The following is a 15,155-nucleotide window of genomic DNA, read 5'->3' on the forward strand; positions in this document are numbered from 1 at the left end:
GCGGGTCTTCATGTGCGGGCGGTCATGCGCGCGCAGCAGGCGGCGGGGCCCAAGCCCCGCCGCCGCGCAAGTCAGCCCTGCGTCTGGGCGAAGCGGGCGAGGAGCGCGTTGCCCTCGTCCTCGATCACCTTGAACGCCTCGTCCACGGTGGTCTCGCCGGCGAAGATGCGCGCGAATTCGCGGTTCATCACGTCGCGGATCTGGACGTAGAAGCCCATCTGGTAGCCCTTGGTCCACTCGCCGCCCGGCAGCGACAGCTGCTGGATGCCGATCTCGGCCTGCGGGCTCTCCTCATAGTAGCCCTGCGACTTGGTGAGCTCGTAAGCCGCGTTGGTGATCGGAACGTAGCCGGTCGCCTTGTGCCACTGCGCCTGGACTTCCGGCGAGGTCAGGAAGCGGAAGAACTCGGCGGTCGCCTTCTGCTCCTCCTCGGGGTGGCCGGCCATCGCGAACAGCGCGGCGCCGCCGATGAAGGTGTTGGCGCCCTCGTCGATCACGGTCTTCCAGTAGGGCAGGAAGGTCGCCTGGAACTCGAAATTCGCCGACTTCTTCAGCCCGCCGAACGAGCCCGACGAGCCCATCCACATCGCGACCTGCTGGTTCTCGAACGGCGTCTGATTGTCGTTCCAGCCCGGACCGTAATAGCCGAAGAGCCCCGCGTCGTACCACTCCTTCACGGCCTTGAAGTGGTTCTTGATCGGTTCGACGTTGACCAGAAGCTGCGTGCCGGCGGCGCCGTCATAGCCGTTGGCGTTGGTCGCGAACTGAAGATTGTGCCGCGACATGAAGTTCTCGACGAAGATCCACGGCAGGTGCGACTGCGCCAGCGGAATGTAGCCCGCCGCCTTCAGCGCCGGCGCGGTTACGTCGCCGAATTCCTCCCAGGTCTTCGGCGGCGTGACGCCCGCCTTTTCGAGAGCTGCGACATTGTAATACATGATCGGCGAGGACGAGTTGAACGGCATGCCGACCATCTTGCCCGACGCGTCGGCGTAGAAATAGCGCACGCCGGGGATATAGTCGGAGATTTCGAAGGGCACGCCATGCGCCTTCATCAGATCCTCGACCGGGATCGTTGCGCCGGCGGCGCCGATGATCGTAGCTGAGCCCGCGTCGAACACCTGCACCACGTTCGGCTGTTCGCCGGCGCGGAACGCGGCGATGGTCGCCGTGAGGGTTTCCTCGTAGCCGCCCTTGAAGACCGGCGTGATCTGATAGTCCGACTGCGACGCGTTGAACTGCGTCGCAAGGTCGTTAACGGCCTCGCCCAGAGCGCCGCCCATGGCGTGCCACCAGGTGATTTCCGTCTGCGCCCACGCGGCGCCGCCCGAAAGCGACAGCGCGACGGCGGCGATCAGGTTGCGGATCATCCGCGCCTCCCTTGTCATGAACCTTCCGATGTCCCTACACGCCCTGCGCGACGGAGCGACGACGGAAAGATGACGTGGGTGCGACAAGGCGATTTCGGCGCCGCCGCTCGATCCCTGGGGGCGGTCTCCGGAGCGGCGCGCCGTTGCGCGACATCCGAACCGGGCCGAGCGCGCTCGATCAGGCGGTGGACGGATACGCGCCGCCATGCTCGGCGGACCAGCGCAGCGGGGCGTTGAGGAAGCTCTCGACCTGCGCGAGCGTCGCCGCGTCGAAGCGCTTCTGCGCCCGCGCCGCCTCCAGCACGTCCCACCACGTCGCCAGATGGTGCAGCGTCAGTCCCGCCTCGGCGAGTTTCGGGCGGGTCTCGGGGAAGATGTCGTAATAGAAGATCACCAGCGTATGCGCGACCTCGGCGCCGGCGCGGCGCAGCGCTTCCGCGAAGCGCAGCTTCGAGCCGCCGTCGGTGGTGAGGTCCTCGACCAGCAGGACGCGCTGGCCTTCGAAGATGTCGCCCTCGATCTGGGCGTCGCGCCCGAAGCCCTTCGGCTTCTTGCGCACATACTGCATCGGCATGGCCATCCGGTCGGCGATCCAGGCGGCGAAGGGGATGCCCGCCGTCTCGCCGCCCGCCACCGCGTCGAAACATTCGAAGCCCGCATCGCGCAGCAGCGTGGAGACCGCGAAATCCATCAGCGTCGAGCGCACGCGCGGGTACGAGATCAGCTTGCGGCAGTCGATGTAGACCGGGCTCGCGAGACCGGAGGTGAAGGTGTAGGGCTGGTCGGCGCGGAAATGCACCGCGTCCACTTCGAGCAGCATCCGCGCGGTCAGCCGGGCGATCTCGGGTTGCGGGGCGAAGCTGGCGGCGATCATGGGCGGGCTCCTGAAGCGGCGGCGGGCGTGTCCTACCGCGCGCAGCGCCCGCGCGCCAGAGACGCCCCTCGCTCAGACGTTCAGCAGAAGATGCTCGCGCTCCCACGCGGAGATGACCTGCTGATAGGCGGCGTGCTCGGCCTGCTTCACTTCGAGAAAGATCGTCACGAAGTCGTCGCCCAGCGCCTCGCGCAGCGCCTTGGAACCGCGCATCGCGTAGAGCGCGTCGAGCAGGTGACGGGGCAGGCGCTGGCTTTTCACCGTGTAGGCGTTCTTCTGGAGCGGCGGCGTCGGCTCCAGCTCGTCCACCATGCCGAGCCAGCCGCAGACGAGCGAAGCCGCGAGCGCCAGATAGGGGTTGGCGTCGGCGCCCGGAATGCGATTCTCGATGCGGCGGGCGTGCGGGCGCGAGGCCGGCACGCGCAGACCCACGGTGCGGTTCTCGTGGCCCCAATGGGTGTTGATGGGGGCGGCGAAGTCCTTGACCAGCCGTCGATAGCTGTTGACGTTCGGCCCTAGCAGCGGCATCGCGTCGTGCAGATACTTCTGCAGGCCCGCGATGTGGGCGCGGAACAGGGCCGTGTCCTCGCCTTCGGGCGTGGCGAAGAGCGTCTCGCCGGTCTCCAGCGACACCACGCTCTGATGGATGTGCATGGCCGAACCCGGCTCGAACTGGTGCGGCTTGGCCATGAAGGTCGCATAGACCCCGTGCTTCAGCGCCGCCTGCCGCACGGTGCGCTTGAAGCTGAAGGTCTGGTCGGCGAGCGCCATCGGATCGCCATGGTCGAAGTTGATCTCGACCTGCGCCGCGCCGCCCTCGTGGATCAGCGTGTCGACGTCGAGGCCCTGCGCCTCGCACCAGTCGTACATGTCCTCGAAGATCGGGTCGAACTCGTTGACCGCGTCGATGCCGTAGCTCTGGCGCCCGGTCTCGGGCCGGCCCGACTTGCCGATCGGCGGCTCCAGCGGATAGTCGGGGTCGATGTTCTTCTTGCACAGGTAGAATTCGAGCTCGGGCGCCACCACCGGCTTCCAGCCGCGGTCGGCGTAGAGCCGCAGCACCTTGCGCAGCACCGAGCGCGGCGCGATGGCGCTTTCCGAGCCGTCGCGGTGGAAGGCGTCGCAAATCACCTGCGCGGTCGGCTCGTCATACCACGGCACGAGCTGGAGGGTGGTCGGGTCGGGGCGCAGGATCAGGTCGGGCTCGGTGTCGTCCATGATCTCGCTGTCGACGAAATCGCCCGTCACCGTCTGGAGGAAGATCGATTCCGGCAGCCGCAGCCCGCCATCGGCGGAGGAGGAGAGGAACTTTTCGGTCGGCAGGATCTTGCCGCGCGCAACGCCCGACATGTCGGCGACGAGGCATTCGACCTCGGTGACGCGGCGCGCGCGCAGCCAGCCGGCGAGGCCGTCCGCCGTCAACGTGGGGTCGCCCATCTCAGCCGCCGCGCCGGCGGGCGGCCTCTTCGGCGGCCTCGATGGAGAAGCGCTCGGCGGGGATCGGGACGTTGGTGCGCATCTCGCTCAGCGCCACCGTGGTGCGCCGGCCTTGCGAATCGGTCACGACCCATTGCCGCAGCTCGAGCGGGTTGTTGGCGAAGATCATCGTGATCTCGCCGACGCCGGGATTGGCGGGGTCGCGCGCGGTGACGGCGAGCTGCCCGTTGGAGCGGTCGATCCGCGTCACCGCATTCTCGCGGCGCAGATCGACATTCTCCTTGAGCAGCAGGTTGAGCGGGGTCTCCGACAGCGGATAGCGGTCCACCCCGCCGTCGCGCTTGTCGAGCACGCCGACCCAGAAGCCGTCCGCGATGACGAGCGCAGGGTTGGGCGGCGCGTATTCGAAACGGATGCGGCCGGGGCGACGGATGAAGAACTTGCCTTCGGTCACCACCGAGTCGGCGTCGACCTGCACGAACGCGCCCTGCAGGGTCTCGGTGGCGTTGAGATAGTTGGAGATGCGCGCGAGATCGCGCGCATCCTGCGCCCAGGCCGGGGCGACGGCGAGCGCGGCCATTGCGGCGCTCAGAAGGAAGATGCGTCGGTTCATGCGCATCCTTATCCGGCGGAACCGGGCGGAAGCAAGGCGGCGCGGCGACAGGGTCAGCTGCTGCGCGACAGCTTGTCGAGCTGGGACTGCATGTCGATCAGCTTCTTCTTCAGCGTGTCGAGATCGTCGTCGGCCACCGGGCGCACAGGCGGCTCCTGCTCGGCCTTGCTCTCGGCGCTCGCCGACAGGCTGCGCTGGGCGACGACATAGGGGTTGAACATCCGCATGGCGTTCTGGAACCACTCCATGTTCGCCCGGGTCATGGTCTCGAAGGTCGCGAAGGCGGGGTTGGCGCCGAAGGCGGCGCGCACCTGCTCGCGCATCTTCTCCTGGTTCTTGTTGAAGGTCTCCATCGAGGCTTCGAGATAGCCCGGCACGAAGCCCTGCAGCGTGTCGCCATAGAGGCGGATGATCTGGCGAAGGAAGTTGGCCGGCAGCATGCTCGCGCCCTTGGCCTCTTCCTCGAAGATGATCTGGGTGAGGACGGCGCGGGTGATGTCTTCGCCCGTCTTGGCGTCGTAGACGACGAAATCGTCGCCCGCGCGCACCATCTCCGCGAGATGGTCGAGCGTCACATAGCTGCTCTTGGCCGTGTTGTAGAGTCGGCGGTTGGCGTATTTCTTGATCGTGATCGGCTTCTTGCCGCCGGCGTCGCTTCCGTCCATCGCCCGTGCTCCCCGATCGCGCAGCGCCTTCGGCGCATCTGCGCCCCGTTGCGGGACAATATCGCCTTGCGGCGCCGCGCCGCAACCGTGATTTCCAAACGCGGGTTTGAGCGCCCGCCGGCGCGCGCCGAAATGCGCCGGGGCGCCGCGATCCGTCGCTGCGCCGTTTTCGCCGGGCTTTGCTACAAGCCCCTTGAGCCGGCGCGCGCGCCCGCGCAACTTTGTTGCGCGGCCAGCATCGGCCGGAAGGGTGCAATCAGGAGAGTCTCTACGTGACCGACATCGTCATCGCTTCGGCCGCCCGCACGCCGGTCGGATCGTTCAACGGCGCTTTCGCCGCGACTTCCGCGATCGAGCTCGGGGTCGTCGCGGTTCAGGCGGCGCTCGCCCGCGCCGGCGTCGCGCCCCAGGACGTCTCGGAAACGATCCTCGGCCAGGTGCTGACCGCCGGGCAGGGCCAGAACACCGCCCGCCAGACTCACGTGAAGGCCGGCCTGCCGATCGAGAGCGCGGCCTGGACCATCAATCAGGTCTGCGGTTCGGGGCTGCGGGCGGTGGCCCTCGGCGCGCAGCACATCATGCTCGGCGACGCCGAAATCGTGGTCGCCGGCGGGCAGGAGAGCATGTCGCTGTCCACCCATGCGGCCCATCTGCGCGCCGGGACCAAGATGGGGAACATGGACTTCATCGACACGATGATCCGCGACGGGCTGTGGGACGCGTTCAACGGCTATCACATGGGAACCACCGCCGAGAACGTCGCCCGCCAGTGGCAGCTGACCCGCGACGAGCAGGACGCCTTCGCCGTCGCCTCGCAGAACAAGGCGGAAGCCGCGCAGAAGGCGGGCCGCTTCGCGGACGAGATCGCCCCGGTCACGGTGAAGACCCGCAAGGGCGAGGTCGTGGTGGAGCATGACGAGTACATCCGCCACGGGGCCAGCCTCGAGGCGATGGCCAAGCTGCGCCCGGCCTTCAGCAAGGACGGCACGGTGACCGCCGGCAACGCCTCGGGGCTGAACGACGGCGCGGCCGTGGCCGTGCTGATGTCCGCCGCCGAAGCCGAGCGGCGCGGGATAACGCCGCTCGCGCGCATCGCCTCCTACGCGACCGCCGGCGTCGACCCCGCCATCATGGGCACGGGACCTATCCCCGCCAGCCGCAAGGCGCTTGAGAAGGCGGGCTGGACGGTCAAGGACCTCGACCTCGTCGAGGCCAACGAGGCCTTCGCGGCGCAGGCCTGCGCGGTCAACAAGGACATGGGCTGGGACCCCGAGATCGTGAATGTGAATGGCGGCGCCATCGCCATCGGCCACCCGATCGGCGCGAGCGGCGCCCGGGTGCTCAACACGCTGCTGTTCGAGATGCAGCGCAGGGACGCGAAGAAGGGCCTCGCGACCCTGTGCATCGGCGGCGGCATGGGCGTCGCCATGTGCCTCGAACGACCCTGAGACTCCCGACCGGGGCCGGCCTTCCGCCGGCTTCGGACTTCCAGCTTGAAACAACGCATAAAAGGAGGAGACCGAGATGGCGCGAGTCGCACTTGTCACCGGAGGATCGCGCGGCATCGGCGCGGCGATATCGAAGGCGCTGAAGGAGGCCGGCTATTCGGTCGCCGCGAATTACGCCGGCAATGACGAGGCCGCAGCGGCCTTCAAGGCCGAGACGGGGATCCCCGTCTACAAGTGGAACGTCGCCGATTACGACGCCAGCAAGGCGGGGATCGCGCAGGTCGAGGCCGATCTCGGGCCGCTCGACATCGTCGTCGCCAACGCCGGCATCACCCGCGACGCGCCGTTCCACAAGATGACGCCCGACCAGTGGAACCAGGTGATCGACACCAACCTGCACGGCGTCTTCAACACCATCCACCCGGTCTGGACCGGCATGCGCGACCGCAAGTTCGGACGCATCGTCGTGATCAGCTCGGTGAACGGCCAGAAGGGGCAGTTCGCGCAGGTCAACTACGCCGCGACCAAGGCGGGCGACATCGGCATCGTGCGCAGCCTCGCGCAGGAGGGCGCGCGCGCCGGGATCACCGTCAACGCGGTCTGCCCCGGCTACATCGCCACCGAGATGGTGATGGCGGTGCCCGAGAAAGTGCGCGAATCGATCATCGCCCAGATCCCGGCGGGCCGGCTCGGCGAGCCGGACGAGATCGCGCGCTGCGTGACCTTCCTCGTCTCCGACGATGCGGGCTTCATCAACGGCTCGACGATCTCGGCCAACGGCGCCCAGTTCTTCGGCTGACGCCTCAGCGCCCGCGCCTTCCCCCTCGGGGGAGGGCGCGACCCCGCTACAGCGTGCGCAGATAGGCGTCGTATTCGGCGTCGGTCACGCGGTCGAGCAGGCGGTTCATCTCCTGCCATTTCATCAGCGCGTAGACCCGACGGAACTCCGCCCCCAGCGTCTCGCGCATGAAGCGCGACGCCTCGAAGGCGGAGATCGCGGCCGGCCAGTGCGCGGGCAGCGCCGTGCCCTGCCCCTTGCGCGGCTCGCCGTCGACGGGCTCGGCAGGATCGGACTTGCGCTCCAGCCCCCGCAGGACGCCGGCGAGGATCGCTGCGAGCGCCAGATAGGGGTTGGCGTCGGAGCCCGCGACACGGTGCTCGATGCGCGCGGCGGGGCCGCGCAGCGCGGGGCAGCGCACCGCCACGCCGCGATTGTCGAGGCCCCAGGCGGCGATGCAGGGCGCATAGCTCCCCGGGCGCAGCCTGCGATAGGAGTTCAGATGCGGCGCGAACAGCAGCGTCGAGTCCGCCATCGTCTCCAGCAGGCCGCCCACGGCGTGGCGCATCGTCGGCGCCGGCCCGTCCTCCTCGCCCGCGTCGAAGATGTTGCGACCGTCCTCGTCCATCAGAGAGATATGGAAATGCAGCCCCGAGCCCGACTGGTCGCCATAGGGCTTGGCCATGAAGCAGGCGTCCATGCCGTGCTGGCGCGCCACGCCGCGGATCGCGCGGCGCAACATGATCGCGTGATCGGCGGCGGCGAGCGGGTCGGCGGTGTGGCCCAGATTGATCTCGAACTGGCCGGGGCCGAATTCGGCGGTGGCGGCGTCCGCCGGCGCGCCGAGCGCCTTGGCGGCGGCGTCGATGTCGGCGAGCACGCCCGCAAAGGCCGATTTCACGTCGAGCAGATAGACCTGCGCCGCCTCCAGCCGGTCGCCGCCGACGCCGCGCGGCGGCACGGCGCGCCCGGCCTCGTCGGTCTCCGCATCCACGAAGTAGAATTCCAGCTCCGGCGCGACGACCGGCGTCAGCCCCTTCTCGGCGAACCGCTTCGCCACCCCCGCCAGCACTTGCCGCGGATCGTAGACGCAGGGGGTGACGCCGTCCGTCTCCGTCATCGTCATCAGCGCGACGGCGGTCGGCCGCTCGGTCCAGTGGGCGCGGCCGAAGGCGTGCGGGATCGGCCAGCCGATGCCGTCAGGGTCGCCGATCTCGACGGCGATGCCGGCCTCTGCGACGTCTTCGGAGGCGATGTCGAGATTGTAGCTCGACATCGGCATCCGCACCGAGCCCTTGGCGAGCTTGTCGATCTGGCTGGCGGGCAGCCATTTGCCGCGCATCACAGCGTTCATGTCGGGAAAGACGCACTCGACGATCTCGATGTCGGGATTGTCGGCCATGAAGGCGGCGGCGCGGGCGGCGAAGGGCGTCATTTTCCCGCGCTCGCATAAAGGCACAGCATGTGCAGCGCGACGGTCGCCCCGGCGAGCGCCGTGATCTCCGACACGTCGTAGGCGGGCGAGACCTCGACCACGTCGGCGCCGATCACGGTCATGCCCTGCATCTCGCGCAGGATGGCGAGCGCCTGATGCATGAACATCCCCCCGCAGACCGGCGTGCCGGTGCCCGGCGCCTGGGAGGGGTCGAGCGCGTCGATGTCGAAGGTGACGTAGCAGGGCCGGTCGCCGACGCGGGCGCGGATGGCATGGGCGGCGGCGCGCCAGCCTTCTTCGTGGAGGCGGATCGCGTCGAAGGTCTCGAAGCCCATCGGGTCGTCATTGGTGGTGCGGATGCCGATCTGGATGGAGGTCGCGGGGTCGACGATCCCCTCCTTCGCCGCGTGATGGAACATAGTGCCATGGTCGATGCGGCCGTCGTCGGGCCATGTGTCGGTGTGGGCGTCGAACTGGATCAGCGAGATCGGCGCGCCGAAGCGGGCCGCGTGCGCCCTGAGGCTGGGATAGGTGGTGAAATGGTCGCCGCCGAGAAGCAGCAGTTTCGGACCCGCCGAAAGAACCTCGGCGATGGCCGCCTCGATGGCGTCGGGGACCGCCTCGGGCCGTCCGTGGTCGAACCAGACGTCGCCGTAATCGACCACGGCGAGACGCTCGAACGGATCGAAGGGCGAGGGCCAGGCGCGGCTCCAGGCGAGGTTGGTCGAGGCGGCGCGGATCGCGCGCGGGCCGAAGCGGCAGCCGGGGCGGTTGGTGACGGCGGTGTCGAAGGGCACGCCCAGCACCGCGACGTCGGCGCCGGCCAGGTCGCGCGCGTAGAGGCGTCGGCAGAAGCTGAGCGCGCCGGAATACATGTACTCGTCATGGGTGACGGCGCGGGGGCTGTCGGCGGTGATGGCGTAGTCGCGGCGGGCGGGCATTCTGAACTCCATTGACACAGCCCGATTTGTGATCACATTCTGCCGCGCATGGCAAGCGAGCACGCATCCGAAGGGCCGGCGCATGAGCGCGTCTACCGCGCGCTGCGCCAGCGCATCCTGCACGGAGAGCTTGCGCCGGGGCAAGCGCTGACGCTGCGCGGGGTCGCCGAAGCGCTCGGCGTGTCGATGACGCCCGCGCGCGAGGCGGTGCGGCGGCTGACCGCCGAGCGCGCGCTGGAGACGACGCCGACGGGCCGCGTGCTCGCGCCCGTGTTGGCGCCGGCGGCGCTGGCGGAGCTGACCGAGGCGCGGGCGCTGCTCGAACCCGAACTCGCCGCGCGCGCCCTTCCCCATGCCGACGCAGCGTTGATCGCCCGGCTGCGCGCCGCCGACGCCGAGGTGAACGCCGCCATCGCCCGCGGCGACGCCGGCGGCTACGTCCGCGCCAACGTCGATTTCCACGGCGCCCTCTACGCGGCGGCGGACGCGCCGGCGCTCAGCGCGCTGGTCGAGAGCGTCTGGCTCCAGCTCAACCCCTCGATGCGGGTGATCACCGGGCGCGCCGGCACGGCGGGACTCGTCGATCAGCATGAAGCCGCCTTGCGGGCGCTGGAGGCGCATGACGCCGACGCCCTGCGCGCCGCGATCCGCGACGACGCGCTGCAAGCGCAGGCCCTCATCGCGCAGCTTGCCCCCGCCTGACGCGCCGCCGCCTTGACGCGGCCGCAAGTTTCCGGCAGCGTATTTGTGATCACAAAATTCGACCATGGAGCGTCCCATGCCCGCCCTCAACGCGCGCAGCACCGCCGACATCCAGGCCTCCGACGCCGCGCATCACTGGCACCCCTTCACCGACAGCGCCGATCTCGCGGCGACCGGGACGCGGGTGATCCGCTCGGCGCAGGGCTGCTGGCTGACCGGGAACGACGGGGAGCGGCTCCTCGACGGCATGGCGGGGCTGTGGTGCGTCAATGTCGGCTACGGGCGCGAGGAGATCGTCGAGGCGGTCGCCCGCCAGATGCGCGAGCTTCCCTACTACAACACATTCTTCCAGTGCACCCACCCTTCCGCGACAGAGTTCGCCGAGGCGCTGACCGAAGTCGCGCCGCCCCACATGAACCGGGTGTTCTTCACCAATTCGGGCAGCGAGAGCAATGACACGGTGTTTCGTCTGGCCCGCGTCTACTGGGACTGCATGGGACAAGCCTCCAAGAAGATGTTCGTCGCGCGGCGCAACGCCTATCACGGCTCGACCGTGGTCGGGGCGTCGCTGGGCGGCATGGGCGCGATGCATGCGCAATCCGGTCTGCCGATCGAGGGGATCCGCCATATCGGCCAGCCCTACTGGTTCGGCGAAGGGCGCGACATGGACGAGGCCGAATTCGGCCTGATCCGCGCCCGCGAACTCGAAGCCGCCATCGACGAGATCGGCGCCGACCGGATCGCCGCCTTCATCGCCGAGCCGATCCAGGGCGCCGGCGGCGTGATCATCCCGCCCGCCACCTACTGGCCCGAGATCGCCCGCGTCTGCCGCGAGCGCGACATCCTGCTGATCACAGACGAGGTGATCTGCGGCTTCGGGCGCACCGGCTCGTGGTTCGGCGCCGAGCATTTCGGCGTGCAGGCGGACCTGTCGCCCATCGCGAAGGGGATGACCTCGGGCTACATCCCGATGGGGGGCGTGCTGATCTCCGACCGGGTCGCAGGCCCGGTGATGGAGAAGGCGGGCGAGTTCTATCACGGCTACACCTATAGCGGGCATCCGGCGGCCTGCGCGGCGGGCATCGCCAATCTGCGCATCCTGCGCGAGGAGAAGCTCGTCGAGCGGGTGCGCGACGACATCGGGCCGTATCTGAAATCCCGCTGGATGACGCTCGCCGACCACCCGCTGGTCGGCCAGGCGCGGATGCTGGGGCTTCTCGGCGCGCTCGAGATCGTCGCCGACAAGCGCACGATGGCCCGGTTCCCGGGCGGCGCCGGCGCGCGGTGCCGCGATCTGTGCGTCAGGAACGGGCTGGTGATGCGCGCCGTCGGCGACACGATGATCGTCTCGCCGCCGCTGATCCTGAGCTATGAGGAAGCCGAAGAACTGGTCGTCCGCGCCCGCAAGTCGCTCGACGATCTGGCCGACGCGATGACGCGGGAGGGCTGGCGCGGCGCCGCCTGACGCCGGTCAGCGATCCTCCGGCTCGATCCGCGCGGCGAAGCCTTTGCCGAACCAGTCCGAAAGCGCCGGCGGCAGACGCTGGTCGAGCCAGGCGAGCGCCGCCAGCGGCCAGGGGAATGTGATGAAGGCGCGTCGTCGCTCCAGCCCGCGCGCCACGATCTCCGCCGCCCGCTCCGCGCTGATCTCGAACGGCTTGAAGCCGCGATGGCGCTGCGACATCGGCGAGGTCACGAAGCCCGGGCAGATCACCGACACGGCCACGCCCCGAGGCCGCAGCCAGCCGCGCAAGCTGATCCCGTAGGCGCGCACGGCGGCCTTGCTGGCGCTGTAGGAGGGCATGTCGGGCAGCGGGCGGAGCGCTGCGATGGAGCTCATCAGCGCGATCTGCGCGCCGGGCCGGTCGCGCAGCGCGGGCAGCAGCGGCTCGACGGTGTTGAGCATGCCGCCGTAGTTGACCCGCCACAGGCGCTCGGAGTCCTCAGGGCGCTCGGGCGCGCGGTCGGGGCCGAGGCCGGCGGAGACGCCCGCATTGGCGATCAGCAGGTCGATGGGCGCGGCTGCGTCGAAGCGCAGGAGCGCATCGGCCAGCGCGGCGCGGTCGGTCACGTCGGCGCGCGCCGTCTCGACTTGCGCGCCGGCGCCGGCGGCGGCGGCGGCGGCGGCGGCGAGGCGTGCGGGGTCGCGCGCGATCAGCAGCATCGACACGCCGGGGCCTGCGAGGCGCGCGCTCAGCGCCAGCCCGATCCCGCCCGACGCGCCGGTGAGCGCGATGCGGCGATGCGGCGTCATGGCGTCGCCCCGTGCGGCGCGCGCGACAGGATGCGCGCGGCGACGGCTTGCGCGCCGGGGCCCATGCCGGGGCCGTCGAACGCGCCCTCGACCTGAATATCGGCGGCGAGCAGCCGGGCGAGGGCGGCGGCGCGCGCAGGCTCGGGCGGTTCGGGCGCCGTCCAGAACGCGTCGAGCCCGCTCCGATGCGTCAGCCCCGGCAGGTCGTAGAGCGCGCGCCCCAGCGCGATCACCGGCGCACCTGAAAGCAGCGCCGACAGCCCCGCGGTCGAATTCGCCGTGACCATGCCGGCGAGGCGCGGCGCGAGCGCGTCGAGATCGCCGCCGTCGAGCCAGATCGCCCGGTCGGCGGCGGGGCTGCGCGCGACCAGCGCCCTCCAGGGCGCGCGCTGGGGGTCGAGCGGGTGCGGCTTGACGACGAGGCGGGCGGAGGCGGGGGCGCAGCGCGCGAAGCTGTCGCAGATGCGCGCCAGCATCGCCCGCAGCCCGCCCTCGGGGCCGTTGCGGCGGATCTGGAAGTCCGATTCCAGTTGCAGCGCGACGAGAAAGACCGGGCCTCGCGCCTCGGCGATCCGCGCGAGCGCGGCCCGCAGCCGCGTCGCCCGCACAGGCCAGCGCGCGGCCTTGCCGACCCAGCCGGCCCATTCCGCCAGAGGCCCATGCAACGCGTGGGTGCGGTAGCGCGGATAGAAGAGCGGTCCGAGCGCGAGATTGGCGAGGTCGTAGGCGACGTCCATCGCCGCGAAGCCCGCGAATCCCGCCCCGCGCTGTGCGGACCGGGGCGCGGCGCCGCCCTTGCGCGCCTCCGCCTCCAGCGCCGCAGGGTCGGGGCGCCATCCGCCGAGCGCGTCCGGCTCGACGGTCAGCCAGCCGGGCCGCAGGAAGCCCTGCTCGACGATGTGGACGGCGACGCCGCGCGCCCGCGCCTCGGCGATCGCCTCGGCATGGGGCTTGCGCCCGTCGCCGAGGGCGACGAGGTCGGTTGCGCCGGTCCGCGCAAGGGCCTCGCCGGCGAAGGCGGACCAGTCCTCCGGGGGGCCGCGAAAGCGCACAGCGGGGCGCCCGCGCCAGTAGAGCGCGTCGCCGGGGCAGAGCAGCACGCGCGAGACCTCCGCCCCGCGCGCGGCCAGCGCGTCGGCGAGGCGGGCGAAGAACGGCGAGCGCGGCCCTTGCAGCAGCAGGACCGAGCGAGGCGGGAAGAGGGCGGCGTCGCGCATCCCACGGTGCTACTCCGGCGCGGGGCGCAGGCCAAGCGGGGCCGCGTTGACACGGAACGGTCGCATCGCTAGGGACCAAGCCCCCGCAAAAGCGCAGGCGCTTCGATCTTGGCACCCCACCCTCCGGCCCGCACCGTGCTGTTTCTGCAGGGGCCGCCCTCGCGCCTCTGGGTGGAGATCGCCGACGCTCTGGAGGCCCGCGGCGCGCGCGCCCTGCGCGTCGATCTGTGCCTCGCCGATCAGCTGTGGTGGCGGCGCGGCGGGGCGGTGGCCTATCGCGGGCGGCTGCGCCACTGGCGGCGCTGGCTGACCGCCTTCACGCGGCGCGAGGGGGTGACGGACATCCTCTATTACGCCGACCGCCTGCCATATCACCGCATCGCCGCGAAGGTCGCGCGCGCAGAGGGGATCGCCGCGCATGCGCTCGAATTCGGCTATCTGCGCCCCGACTGGCTGACGCTCGAGCGCGAGGGCGGCGGCGCCTGGTCGCATTTCCCGCAGGACCCCGCTCTGATGCGCGCCGACGCGCCCGCGCCCGACTTCGCCATCCGCTACCCGCACGATTTCCGGACCGAAGCTGTCGCCGAAGTCGCCTACAACCTGATCATGACGGCGGGCCGCCCGCTCTTTCCGTTCTACGCCTCCGACAAGTTCTACGCGCCGATCTTCGACTATCTGTGCTGGCTCCCGAAACTGGCGACGGAGCGGCGGCGGCGCGCGCGGGCGGCGCGGGTGCAGGCCGCCTGCGCCGAGGGGCGCTGGCCCTACACGCTGGTCGCGCTGCAGATGCAGAGCGACTACCAGCTGCGCCACTCCGCGCCCTTCCACGATCAGGGCGAGATGATCGACGAGATCCTGCGCTCCTTCGCCGCCCATGCGGCGTCCGATCATCGGCTGGTCTTCAAGCTGCATCCGCTCGACAACGGGTGGGAGAACTGGCCCGCGCGCGCCGCGCGGAGCGCCGCCGCGCTGGGGGTGGCCGACCGCGTTCTGGTGCTGGACGGCGGCGATCTCGGCGCGCTGATCGGGGGCGCGCAGGGGGTCATCGTGGCGAACTCGACGGTCGGTCTGCACGCGCTGCGGGCGGGCGCGCCGGTCAAGGCGCTGGGCGCCGCCGTCTACGACATGGCGGGGCTGACGCATCAGGGGCCGCTCGACGGGTTCTGGCGCGCCCCGCCGCCGCCCGAGCCCGACCTTCTGCGTCGCTTCACGGCGACGCTCGCGGCGGAGATTCAGGTCAAGGGCTCGGTCTACCACCCGGAGGGCCGCCGCCTCGCGGCGGCGGAGGTCGCCGCGCGGATCGTGGAGGGGCGGGTCGGGCCGGCTTCGCATCGCGGCGAGCCGCACGCCGTGCCGCCCCGCATCCGCGCGCTCAAGGCCGCATGGCGCAAGCGCCGCGAGGTCCGGGCGCGCGGCTGAGA

14 protein-coding genes are annotated in these 15,155 nt (G+C 70.5%); 5 read left to right on the top strand and 9 right to left on the bottom strand.

Translation table 11 applies throughout. From position 1 onward, the window contains the following. Positions 1-71: 71 nt before the first annotated feature. From V7Q31_RS00975 to phaR, 5 genes are all read right to left on the bottom strand, one after another. On the bottom strand, positions 72-1,370 hold the full coding sequence (locus V7Q31_RS00975) for an extracellular solute-binding protein (protein ID WP_333831791.1): 1,299 nt from the start codon (positions 1,368-1,370) through the stop codon (positions 72-74). A gap of 178 nt (positions 1,371-1,548) precedes the next feature. Then, positions 1,549-2,244, bottom strand: a complete 696-nt coding sequence (locus V7Q31_RS00980; protein WP_333831792.1) for an orotate phosphoribosyltransferase — start codon at positions 2,242-2,244, stop codon at positions 1,549-1,551. A 72-nt stretch (positions 2,245-2,316) separates the two neighbouring features. Next, on the bottom strand, positions 2,317-3,681 hold the full coding sequence (locus tag V7Q31_RS00985) for a glutamine synthetase family protein (RefSeq protein ID WP_333831793.1): 1,365 nt from the start codon (positions 3,679-3,681) through the stop codon (positions 2,317-2,319). A gap of 1 nt (position 3,682) precedes the next feature. Continuing rightward, on the bottom strand, positions 3,683-4,294 hold the full coding sequence (locus V7Q31_RS00990; RefSeq protein ID WP_333831794.1) for a LolA family protein: 612 nt from the start codon (positions 4,292-4,294) through the stop codon (positions 3,683-3,685). Positions 4,295-4,347: 53 nt separating this feature from the next. Next, positions 4,348-4,959 (bottom strand): polyhydroxyalkanoate synthesis repressor PhaR, encoded by a 612-nt coding sequence (phaR, locus tag V7Q31_RS00995; RefSeq protein WP_333831795.1) that lies wholly within the window; start codon positions 4,957-4,959, stop codon positions 4,348-4,350. 272 nt (positions 4,960-5,231) lie between these two features. Between phaR and V7Q31_RS01000 the strand changes: the two genes are divergently transcribed. Both V7Q31_RS01000 and phbB read left to right on the top strand, forming a co-directional pair. Continuing rightward, on the top strand, positions 5,232-6,407 hold the full coding sequence (locus V7Q31_RS01000) for an acetyl-CoA C-acetyltransferase (RefSeq protein WP_333831796.1): 1,176 nt from the start codon (positions 5,232-5,234) through the stop codon (positions 6,405-6,407). A 76-nt stretch (positions 6,408-6,483) separates the two neighbouring features. Next, the gene (gene phbB / locus V7Q31_RS01005; RefSeq protein WP_333831797.1) at positions 6,484-7,206 is read left to right on the top strand and encodes an acetoacetyl-CoA reductase; all 723 of its coding nucleotides are present in this window, start codon (positions 6,484-6,486) and stop codon (positions 7,204-7,206) included. A 46-nt stretch (positions 7,207-7,252) separates the two neighbouring features. On the opposite strand, the gene V7Q31_RS01010 is transcribed toward phbB, so the two are convergent. After that, positions 7,253-8,620 carry a glutamine synthetase family protein gene (locus tag V7Q31_RS01010; RefSeq protein ID WP_333831798.1) on the bottom strand — a complete coding sequence of 456 codons (1,368 nt, stop codon included), beginning with the start codon at positions 8,618-8,620 and terminating at the stop codon, positions 7,253-7,255. After that, the gene (gene speB / locus V7Q31_RS01015) at positions 8,617-9,561 is read right to left on the bottom strand and encodes an agmatinase (protein WP_333831799.1); all 945 of its coding nucleotides are present in this window, start codon (positions 9,559-9,561) and stop codon (positions 8,617-8,619) included. Before speB ends, V7Q31_RS01010 begins: the two co-directional genes overlap by 4 nt. A gap of 48 nt (positions 9,562-9,609) precedes the next feature. Between speB and V7Q31_RS01020 the strand changes: the two genes are divergently transcribed. Further along, positions 9,610-10,263, top strand: coding sequence for a GntR family transcriptional regulator (locus V7Q31_RS01020; protein WP_333831800.1), 654 nt, complete (start codon positions 9,610-9,612; stop codon positions 10,261-10,263). 76 nt (positions 10,264-10,339) lie between these two features. Then, complete coding sequence (locus V7Q31_RS01025) at positions 10,340-11,728, top strand: aspartate aminotransferase family protein (RefSeq protein WP_333831801.1); 1,389 nt, start codon at positions 10,340-10,342, stop codon at positions 11,726-11,728. Between the two features lie 6 nt (positions 11,729-11,734). Here V7Q31_RS01025 and V7Q31_RS01030 read toward each other — a convergent pair whose 3' ends face one another. Together V7Q31_RS01030 and V7Q31_RS01035 are read right to left on the bottom strand one after the other, a co-directional pair. Continuing rightward, positions 11,735-12,517 carry an SDR family NAD(P)-dependent oxidoreductase gene (locus V7Q31_RS01030; RefSeq protein ID WP_333831802.1) on the bottom strand — a complete coding sequence of 261 codons (783 nt, stop codon included), beginning with the start codon at positions 12,515-12,517 and terminating at the stop codon, positions 11,735-11,737. After that, the gene (locus V7Q31_RS01035; RefSeq protein WP_333831803.1) at positions 12,514-13,734 is read right to left on the bottom strand and encodes a capsular polysaccharide export protein, LipB/KpsS family; all 1,221 of its coding nucleotides are present in this window, start codon (positions 13,732-13,734) and stop codon (positions 12,514-12,516) included. The genes V7Q31_RS01030 and V7Q31_RS01035 overlap by 4 nt, the downstream gene beginning before the upstream one ends. 108 nt (positions 13,735-13,842) lie before the next feature. On the opposite strand from V7Q31_RS01035, the gene V7Q31_RS01040 reads away from it, so the two are divergent. Beyond that, on the top strand, positions 13,843-15,153 hold the full coding sequence (locus V7Q31_RS01040) for a capsule biosynthesis protein (RefSeq protein WP_333831804.1): 1,311 nt from the start codon (positions 13,843-13,845) through the stop codon (positions 15,151-15,153). Positions 15,154-15,155 lie beyond the last annotated feature (2 nt).

The organism is Rubrimonas sp. (assembly GCF_036788415.1).
Lineage (GTDB): Bacteria > Pseudomonadota > Alphaproteobacteria > Rhodobacterales > Rhodobacteraceae > Rubrimonas.

Excerpts from the sequence above, each read along its gene's own strand:
- V7Q31_RS00975 (WP_333831791.1), bottom strand. The coding sequence starts at position 1,370 with ATGATCCGCAACCTGATCGCCGCCGTCGCGCTGTCGCTTTCGGGCGGC.
- V7Q31_RS00980 (WP_333831792.1), bottom strand. The coding sequence starts at position 2,244 with ATGATCGCCGCCAGCTTCGCCCCGCAACCCGAGATCGCCCGGCTGACC.
- V7Q31_RS00985 (WP_333831793.1), bottom strand. The coding sequence starts at position 3,681 with ATGGGCGACCCCACGTTGACGGCGGACGGCCTCGCCGGCTGGCTGCGC.
- V7Q31_RS00990 (WP_333831794.1), bottom strand. The coding sequence starts at position 4,294 with ATGAACCGACGCATCTTCCTTCTGAGCGCCGCAATGGCCGCGCTCGCC.
- phaR (WP_333831795.1), bottom strand. The coding sequence starts at position 4,959 with ATGGACGGAAGCGACGCCGGCGGCAAGAAGCCGATCACGATCAAGAAA.
- phbB (WP_333831797.1), top strand. The coding sequence starts at position 6,484 with ATGGCGCGAGTCGCACTTGTCACCGGAGGATCGCGCGGCATCGGCGCG.
- V7Q31_RS01010 (WP_333831798.1), bottom strand. The coding sequence starts at position 8,620 with ATGACGCCCTTCGCCGCCCGCGCCGCCGCCTTCATGGCCGACAATCCC.
- speB (WP_333831799.1), bottom strand. The coding sequence starts at position 9,561 with ATGCCCGCCCGCCGCGACTACGCCATCACCGCCGACAGCCCCCGCGCC.
- V7Q31_RS01020 (WP_333831800.1), top strand. The coding sequence starts at position 9,610 with ATGGCAAGCGAGCACGCATCCGAAGGGCCGGCGCATGAGCGCGTCTAC.
- V7Q31_RS01025 (WP_333831801.1), top strand. The coding sequence starts at position 10,340 with ATGCCCGCCCTCAACGCGCGCAGCACCGCCGACATCCAGGCCTCCGAC.
- V7Q31_RS01030 (WP_333831802.1), bottom strand. The coding sequence starts at position 12,517 with ATGACGCCGCATCGCCGCATCGCGCTCACCGGCGCGTCGGGCGGGATC.
- V7Q31_RS01035 (WP_333831803.1), bottom strand. The coding sequence starts at position 13,734 with ATGCGCGACGCCGCCCTCTTCCCGCCTCGCTCGGTCCTGCTGCTGCAA.